5 protein-coding genes are annotated in these 3,512 nt (G+C 34.5%); 2 read left to right on the plus strand and 3 right to left on the minus strand.

What is annotated here, in order from left to right; translation table 11 throughout:
- Positions 1-1,649: hypothetical protein (locus tag BQ7489_RS17150; protein ID WP_162617839.1), on the plus strand; the 1,649-nt coding region annotated here is incomplete at its 5' end.
- Positions 1,650-2,137: 488 nt separating this feature from the next.
- Here the strand turns inward: BQ7489_RS17150 and BQ7489_RS17155 are convergent.
- The 3 genes from BQ7489_RS17155 to BQ7489_RS17165 are packed head-to-tail and all read right to left on the minus strand — an operon-like array spanning position 2,138 to position 3,102.
- Positions 2,138-2,545 carry a hypothetical protein gene (locus BQ7489_RS17155; protein ID WP_072532378.1) on the minus strand — a complete coding sequence of 136 codons (408 nt, stop codon included), beginning with the start codon at positions 2,543-2,545 and terminating at the stop codon, positions 2,138-2,140.
- Positions 2,546-2,591: 46 nt separating this feature from the next.
- Positions 2,592-2,888, minus strand: coding sequence for a type II toxin-antitoxin system HigB family toxin (locus BQ7489_RS17160; RefSeq protein ID WP_072532380.1), 297 nt, complete (start codon positions 2,886-2,888; stop codon positions 2,592-2,594).
- A gap of 7 nt (positions 2,889-2,895) precedes the next feature.
- On the minus strand, positions 2,896-3,102 hold the full coding sequence (locus BQ7489_RS17165; RefSeq protein ID WP_072532379.1) for a hypothetical protein: 207 nt from the start codon (positions 3,100-3,102) through the stop codon (positions 2,896-2,898).
- 157 nt (positions 3,103-3,259) lie between these two features.
- On the opposite strand from BQ7489_RS17165, the gene BQ7489_RS17620 reads away from it, so the two are divergent.
- Positions 3,260-3,512: hypothetical protein (locus BQ7489_RS17620; RefSeq protein WP_162617840.1), on the plus strand; the 253-nt coding region annotated here is incomplete at its 3' end.

Raw genomic sequence — 3,512 nt, forward strand, 5'->3', positions numbered from 1 at the left:
TGATTTTCTTGGTACCGATTCAAGCGCTACAATGGTACCGATTCCTCCGCTATAGCGGTACCGGTTCCTCCGCTATGATGGTACCGATTCGTGCGCTACGATGGTACCGTTTGACCGATACTATCACACTAATATCAGGAGCTCGTGAAATAATATCAGGTGTAGAGGTTATTCTTTCGATAGAAAACTATTCGGTCAAGATTCAGATAATTGCTGGTAATTCACAATTGAATTATGAAGGTGGTGAAACTAGCATAAGGGATATGAATCTTGATAGTATTTCTATGACGTCGGAAGAAGCAATCAATACATTGTTCAGCGGTTTCCCATCTAATAAAGTTGTGTACACACCAATTGTGAATTATACAGAATCGAATGGGGATCTGTCTATATTGAACAACGTTCAGGTAGGTGAGGACATTTCTTTTACTGACGTTGAGAATATTGTGCCACAGTACTATCTATTGTATGTGTTGGAAAATTTGATAACCAAATTGGGATTTACGAAAGGGGTAAACGAACTTGAAGAAGATCCTGTCTTTAGCAGATTGTTTGTTGTAAATCCATATAAGGAAGCAATGTTGCAGGAGTTGTTGCCTGACTGGACTATAAATGAATTTATTGAACAGCTTGAACTTTTTCTTGACTGTATCATATCTATTGATAAGGTAAATAAAAGATTCAATATCATTAGTATGAACAGGTATTTTGAGAATCAGGAGCTTGTATATATAGATGATATTGTTGATGATAGTATTCAAAAAACATTCGATGTAGATACTAATTATGCTTTTGCTTATAAATATGTGTCTTATGATTTACCGAGTGATAAATACTATAATTACCTGAAACTTAAAGATGGTGTAAGAGAAAATTGTTCACTTGTTTCGAGTTCAGAATTTAATGATTTTAAGACACAATATGAGCAATATTATTCCGGGCCTTATATTTTGCATTCTACAGATTACGGACTTGATTACGTCGTTACTGAATATTCTGCAACATCAGAAGAAACACGAAAAGGACTGATAATTATTGATCGGTTTAAGGATGCCGGAGATTTGGATTCAAGAGATAAAAGCTCATTTCAGATAATTCCTGCTGAAATAGAAGAAATCGAAATACATAGTAGTACAGGTGATCGATTTTTAATTGGTCCGGCAATAAAGAAATTAAGGACAGAATCCAAGAGTACAGCTATCAATGATCTGATTAATAATTCGACTGACAGTAGTGACATACCAGATAGATTATTTGTCGGCATTTACTACGGTATACAAGAAGCTCTGAACAGAGGTCCGAATGAAACACCAGGTGAATATGGAGATAAGATGCCAATGTCATCAAATGACAGGTATTTTATCCAGAAACCTACGGTTCTTGGGAATAGTCAAAGTATTCTGACGTTACCCGATTATACAATCACATTGGATGGTAGCAATGGGTTGTTTAATCGGATCTATAAGAATAAACGTGAGATAGATACTTCTGTAGAATATACTTTTCAGTTCTTGACGAACGAAGTATATGATCTTAATAGGATTTTTGTTATACGTAATAAAAAATTCTACTGTAAAGAGGTACATTATAAAATTACCCAGAGTGGTATGGATAAGGTAGCAGAAGGTATCTTTTATTTAGCAGAATAGGTTTTCCCGTTTTTGTTCCATATATCTTGGGCTAAAACTATATATGTATAGTTTTGATTACATGAATCAAGAAATAGATCAGCCCATTCTCAATTCTACTCTTGTTCCGCATGCTGTTGCATATCCATGTTTCATTCACTATAATAGTGCTGGTATTCGTGCTAAAATTGATAGATTAACAAATGAAAAATTGTCTTTAGCAATAGACTCTGACCAGGAAGGTCTATATAATAGATACTATTAAGATTCCATTAAAATAGACACTAAAACAGAATACATTTTTCAATTTAAATATAAGAGATTATATGATTGTAAATCAATCTATTTAATAGGCAATAAAAAATATTATTGTAAAGAGTTACATTATACAGTAACTCCAGATGGAATTGATCCGATTGTTGAAGGTACATTTTACCTGATTGAATAATAAATTCTGTTTAAAATATAATAAAAGGGCTGCCCATTGTGAAACGAGGCAGCCCTGTTTTTCAGATATTCTGTAGAATTAAATCAGCATTAATATGCAAATCTGTATAAAGTTTTTTAGCAAGTGATGCTGAAATTTTTCTTTTTCCATTCATAATCTGGCTAAATACAGATTCATTCAATCCTAATGTTGCTGCTGCCTCCTTTCGTTTCATGTTTTTAGAATAGAAATAATCTTCAATAGCTTTGATTAGAGGATTTTTTACTTTTAATGGCAAAATATTCAGATATTCATCCTCATAATCTGCACTCAATTTTGCTAAGCGGGCTATTTCACGAATGTATTCATTGTCCGCATTTGGTTCCAACATACCTTTTTGGGTAGCTTCTTTGATTAGTTCATTAACACGATTACGTACTTCATCATACTGATCTCGTGTTGTGATACAGTCGACGTTTATTTTTATCATAGGTTATAATAATGAGTTAATAATGTCAATTTAATCTGTCCGGAGATTAAATCTCCGAACAGTTTTTAATTTTGTCATACTCTGCATGCGTACCGACAAATCTCAATTCTAATATTCCTCCAATAAACAGAACTACAGCTACTATTCTAAAATTATTCCCGCTGATGTTAAAAACATATCGGCTATCTCCTACGTAGTCCGCTGAAGGAAATGTATCTTTTAAATCTTTATGGGTAGTCCATTGAGCTTTTACAACTTCTTCTACCCATTTGTTCATTGGTTTCACCGCCCTTGAGTGCCTTTGAACAAAATCATTAAGCAATAATTTATTTGATATTCTCATATCAGTTTTAATTAACACTTTGCAAAAGTAGAAATAAATTTTCATTTAAGCAAATTTTCTTTGCAAAAATGTAAAGAAATGGCTGCTGATTAAAAGTTTCCGCTTTTTCTTTTGCCATTTCAAAACAAAAACATACATTTGCAGCGTCTACCATTTGAAACAGGCGCGCGAAGGCTCGCCAATAAACATTGCTGCGGGCATTTTTTATGTCCATAGCTTTGGCTATATACCTATAGGGTTCCGACCCCCGTGTGGAGTGTTAATGCACCCACAGCCTGTTTCAGGTGGTAGACAACGGGAAAGCGGAACCTTTCTTGTTTCCTTTCCCGTAATTTTAATTACATATTGTTTCATTTTAATTGTCTACCAAAATGAAAAATCAAATTGCATTGCCTGCAAGCCAGGCAAGAGAAAGCCGTATATCGTTATGGCTGAACCGTAAGAATTGTATCTTTTCCGCTCTTATGGAAGAGAGAGTATCAAACCGTCAGGCTGTGCTTGTTTCTCAAGTACTTGCTTCCTTCAGCATTCTTAGCTGTTCCTTTTTTATTCATTGGCTGGCTGCCGTTGCTTGCCTGTGCTGGTTTATCTGTTCCGTTTTGCTTTGCAAGAAAGGAGGTTTAC

The organism is Bacteroides ilei, assembly GCF_900128495.1.
In the GTDB taxonomy this organism is placed as follows: Bacteria; Bacteroidota; Bacteroidia; order Bacteroidales; family Bacteroidaceae; genus Phocaeicola; species Phocaeicola ilei.

Coding starts and splice junctions, on each gene's coding strand:
- BQ7489_RS17155 (WP_072532378.1), bottom strand. CDS start 2,545: ATGATAAAAATAAACGTCGACTGTATCACAACACGAGATCAGTATGAT.
- BQ7489_RS17165 (WP_072532379.1), bottom strand. CDS start 3,102: ATGGACATAAAAAATGCCCGCAGCAATGTTTATTGGCGAGCCTTCGCG.
- BQ7489_RS17160 (WP_072532380.1), bottom strand. CDS start 2,888: ATGAGAATATCAAATAAATTATTGCTTAATGATTTTGTTCAAAGGCAC.